General features: G+C 74.6%; 2 protein-coding genes and 1 pseudogene. 1 reads left to right on the top strand and 2 read right to left on the bottom strand.

Annotated elements, in window-relative coordinates; translation table 11 throughout:
* The first annotated feature begins 172 nt into the window (after nt 1-172).
* A complete protein-coding gene (locus AE652_RS26170) occupies nt 173-493 on the top strand; it encodes a hypothetical protein (protein WP_049655736.1) in 321 nt (106 codons plus the stop codon).
* 102 nt (nt 494-595) lie between these two features.
* On the opposite strand, the gene AE652_RS26165 is transcribed toward AE652_RS26170, so the two are convergent.
* The gene (locus tag AE652_RS26165; RefSeq protein WP_049655735.1) at nt 596-1525 is read right to left on the bottom strand and encodes a cellulose-binding protein; all 930 of its coding nucleotides are present in this window, start codon (nt 1523-1525) and stop codon (nt 596-598) included.
* A gap of 117 nt (nt 1526-1642) precedes the next feature.
* Nucleotides 1643-3586, bottom strand: a pseudogene (locus AE652_RS26160) (hypothetical protein); the annotation flags it as partial.

Below are 3586 nucleotides of genomic sequence, written 5' to 3'. Positions count from 1 at the left end.
TGGCGGGCGCCGAGGACGCCCTGGTGGCGCCGGAGGAGGCCGAGGCGATGCTGCGGGCCCGGCCGGACGCCGAGCTGACCGTCCTGCCCCGGGTGGGCCACCTGAGCGCCCTGGAGGCGCCGGAGGCCTTCGACGCCGTCGTGCGCGCCCTGCTCGCCCGGGTGGCCGCCGGATGAGCCAGGAGAGTCAGGACGCGGCGGCCTGGGACTTCTCGGCGCTGGAGGTGAGCGGCCGGATGCCGGTGACCAACCGGGGCGAGGGGCTGGTCGAGCTGACCCTGGAACCGCTCGGCGAGGACTACTGGATGCGCCCGGGGGAGACCTTCATCGTCACCTCGTACGGCGACTACGGGCCCGGGCACCCCTTCGAGGTGCAGTACTGGCCGGACTCGGTGTCGGTCTGGTGCACCTCCTGGTTCGGCACCGTCTCGGACGACGAGGGCAACCAGCTCAGCAGCGGGTACCAGCGGCCGGACGGCGCCTACCCCCGCTAGGGACCCTTCGTCAAGCCGCGCCCGAGGCGATGACGGCGCGACAAGCCGACAGGCCCTCACCCGGGCGGGTGAGGGCCTGCGGTGCGGCTCGGCCGGTGTGCGTCAGCGCGACTGCTGGGCGGGCACGCCCAGGGTGTCGTCGGTCGGCAGCGAGGCGGCGGCCACGGCCGCGCCGGTCAGCGTCGCCAGCATCTCGCGGACGTTGGTCAGCTGGGCGTTGATGCTGTCGCGGCGGTTGGTGAGCGCCGCCAGCTCGCGCTCGGATTCGCTGCGGATGCGGTCGGCCTTGGCGTTGGCGTCGGCCACGATGTCCTCGGACTGGCGCTGGGCCGTCTCGACGGTCTGGCGGGCGCGGCGCTCGGCGTCGGTGCGCAGCTTCTCGGCCTCCAGGCGCAGCTGCTCGGCCCGGTGCTCGATCTCGGCCAGGCGCTTCTCGGCCTTGGCCTGACGGGCGGCCAGGTCGCGCTCGGACTGCTCGCGGCGCTTGGCCAGGTTGGTCTCGAACTCCAGCGCGGCCTGGGCGGCCTTGGTGCGGGTGTCCTCGAAGAGGGCGTCCGCCTCCTCGCGCTTGTTCTGGGCGTCCTTGTTGGCCTCGGCGCGCAGCTGAGCGGCGTCGCTCTTGGACTTGTCGACGATCCGCAGCCCCTCGTCCTCCGCCTTGGCCTTGCGGTCCTTGGCGTAGTTCTCGGCCTCGGTGCGGACCTGCTGGGCGGCGGCCTCGGCGAGCTCGCGGTGCTGCTCGGCGGCGCGGTGCGCCTCGTCGCGCAGGTCCTTGGCCTCCTCCTCGGCGAGTCGCAGGATCTTCTCGACCCGGGCGCCGAGACCGGCGTAGGAGGGCTCCGCCTCGGTGACCGCCGCCTGGGCGGACTGGGTCTCGAGGTGAAGCTCCTCGATGCGCTTCTCCAGCGCGCTGATCCGGGTCAGGGCACTGTCACGGTCGGCCACCAGCTTGGTGATCCGCTCGTCGACCTGGGCGCGCTCGTACCCACGGCGCACCAGGTCGAAGCCGTGAGGGGAGTGACTGTCGCTCATGGGGTTCTGGGCTTCCTGTCGTCAAACCGCTGAGGTGGTTGAGGGAATCCTGACACGGTACCGGAGTGTCGACGGCGTTATGCCGTTCTCTCACGGACAATGACCGCCAATGTCCGCTCAATCGGGTGGTGAGCTCTTGGAGCGATTGCCACCCGACCGGGGGGAGCCAACTCCGGCACCGGCCTTGGCGCCCCCGTCCTTCTTGCTGCTGCTTCCCCCGTTGGCCTGGGCGACCGGTGACGGCGCCTCGAACGCCTCCAGGGCGGACAGCACATCCTGGACCCTGGAGATCTCGGTGTTGATGTCCTTGCGGCGGCGCACCAGTTCGTCCAGCTCGCGCCGGCCCTCGTCGGTGACCCGCTTCGCCTCGGCCTTCGCCTCGGCGAGCAGCCGCTCGGCCTCCGCCTTCGCCAGCTCGACCTGCTCGTCCGCGGACTCGTCGGCGTCCCGCAGCCGCTTCTCCGCCTCGGTGGAGGCCCGGTCCAGCCGCTCCTCGGCCTCCGCCTCGGACGACCGGAGCTTGGCCTCGGCCTTCCCGATGAGCGCCTCGGCGCGGTCGGTGGAGTTGGCGAGCTTGGTCTCCGCCTCCTTGAGCAGGCCCTCGGCCTTGCGGACGGCGGACAGCCGGACCTTGCTGGCCTCCGCGGAGGCCTCCGAGGTCAGCTCGGCCGCGCGGTCCTCGGCCGCCGCGACCAGGGCCGCCGCGCGGTCCTCGGCCTCGGCGACGGTGGCCACCGCCTGCTCCTCGGCCTCGGTCAGCTGCTCCTGGGCGGCCGTCACCAGCGCGTCCACCCGCTCGCCGGCCGACTTCATGGCCGCCGCGTTCTCCTTGCGGGCGCGCTCGTGCAGGGCCTCGACCTCGGCGTCGGTACGCTCGCGCAGCTCCTCGGCGCGCTCGCGGATCGCGGTCGCGTCCCGGCGGGCCTCGGCGAGCAGGGTGTCCGCGTCGGAGCGGCCCTTCTCGACCTCGGCCTGACCGGCCGCCTCGCCGGCGGCGACCAGCCGGTCGGCCTCCTTGCGGGCGGCCGCGACCATGGCGTCCGCCTGCTCCTCGGCGGCGGCGGTGGTCGCCAGCGCGGTGGTCTGGGCGTCCTCGCCGAGCGCCTCGGCGTCCGCGAAGGCCTTCTCCAGGACGGACTTGGCGTGCTCGCGGGTGGCCTTGTCGAACTGCTCGGCGGCCTCCCGGGTCTCCGCGTCGTAGGCGTCGGCGCGGGAGTGGGTGGCGGAGTCGTAGTCGTCGGCCAGGGTGCGGGTGGCGAGGGCGTACTCGTCGGCCTCGGCGCGCAGGGCCGCGGACAGCTCCTCGGCGTCGGCGATGCTCCGGGCGCCCTGGGCCTCGGCCTCGGCCACCGTACGGGCGGCCTGCGCCTCCGCGTCGGCGCGCAGCTGCTCGGCAGCCTCCTGGGCGGCGCGCAGCTCGGCCTCGGCCTCCGCGCGCAGCTGCCCGTCGTAGGCCCGGGCCTCGGCGCGCTGCCGGCCGATCTCGTTCTCGACGGCCTCCCGCTCGGCGGCCAGCTCCAGCTCGGTCTGCTCGCGCAGGGCGGTGGTCTCGGCCTCGGTGCGGGCCCGCAGGTCGGCGGTCTCGCGGTCGACGAGCTCGCGCTGCTCGGCGCTCTCCCGCTCGACCAGGCCGCGCAGCTCGGCGGCGTACGCGTCGGCGGACTCGCGCTGCTCGGTGCTCTCCCGCTCGGCCAGCTCCCGCTGCTCGGTGGTCTCGTACTCGGCGAGGGTGCGCAGCTCGGTGGCGTCCTGCTCGGCGGCCTCGCGGAGTTCGGTGGCCTCCTGCTCGGCGGCGGCCCTGAGCGCGGCGATCTGCTCGGCGGCGGCCTCGTGCATGCCGGCCACCGACTGGCGGACCTCGGCGGCCTCGTCCTCGGCGGCGGCCACCAGCTCGGCGCCCTCGGCCTTGGCGGCGGCGATCAGCTCGGCGCGGTCGGCCCTGGCCTGCTCCAGCTCGGCGGTGGCCTCGGCGCGGATGCCGTCGGCGGTGGCGCGGGCCTCGGACAGCTCGCGGCCGGCCTCGGCCCGGACGGTCGAGGCCTGCTCGTTGGCCAGGGCCAG

The sequence above is a fragment of the Kitasatospora sp. MY 5-36 genome, from assembly GCF_001182915.1.
GTDB lineage: Bacteria > Actinomycetota > Actinomycetes > Streptomycetales > Streptomycetaceae > Kitasatospora.
This window is presented reverse-complemented; position numbering and strand designations above follow the sequence as displayed.